This window comes from Herbaspirillum sp. RV1423, assembly GCF_000577615.1.
In the GTDB taxonomy this organism is placed as follows: domain Bacteria; phylum Pseudomonadota; class Gammaproteobacteria; order Burkholderiales; family Burkholderiaceae_D; genus Herbaspirillum.
The window spans coordinates 1-695 of record NZ_CBXX010000115.1 but is presented as its reverse complement, the minus strand read 5'-3'; the positions used below and the strand labels follow the sequence as shown (position 1 = coordinate 695).

The 695-nt window shown below is 63.3% G+C and carries 1 pseudogene; it reads left to right on the top strand.

The annotated features are described in order from the left end of the window. A pseudogene (locus RV1423_RS28355) lies at positions 1–505 on the top strand (branched-chain amino acid ABC transporter permease); the annotation flags it as partial. Positions 506–695 lie beyond the last annotated feature (190 nt).

The following is a 695-nucleotide window of genomic DNA, read 5'->3' as shown; positions in this document are numbered from 1 at the left end:
CGGCGCGCTGATCTCGCCGACGCAGATCATGCTGCTGATGCTGGCGCTGGCCGCCATGATCGGTCTGGTGCTGATTGTCGAGAAGACCAAGATGGGCCGCGCCATGCGCGCCACCGCCGAGAACCCGCGCATTGCCGGACTCATGGGCGTGGACGCCAACCGCGTCATCGTGGTCACCTTCATCATCGGCGCCGCGCTGGCCGCGATTGCCGGCGTCATGTGGGCCGCGAACTACTCGACAGCGCAATTCGCCATGGGCTTCGTGCCGGGCCTGAAAGCCTTCTCGGCAGCGGTGCTGGGCGGCATCGGCAACATCTACGGCGCCATGCTCGGCGGCATCCTGCTGGGCCTGATCGAGAGCCTGGGCGCCGGCTACATCGGCGACCTCACCGGCGACTTCCTCGGCAGCAACTACCAGGACATCTTCGCCTTCATCGTGCTGATCATCGTGCTGACCCTGCGCCCCTCGGGAATCATGGGTGAGCGCGTAGCAGACCGCGCTTGAACATCGACTCAGGTGTCCTCAGCGGATGTACTCGCGACGACCCTGAACGAATTCCATTTGCTAACGCAAACAGAGAGAACTCATTATGGCCCTCCTCACCTTCGACAAGAAACGCAACCCGCGCCAGGCCAACGTCAGCCTGGCCATCCTCCTCATCGTCATGATCGCCTTCCCCTTCATTGCCAGCCAG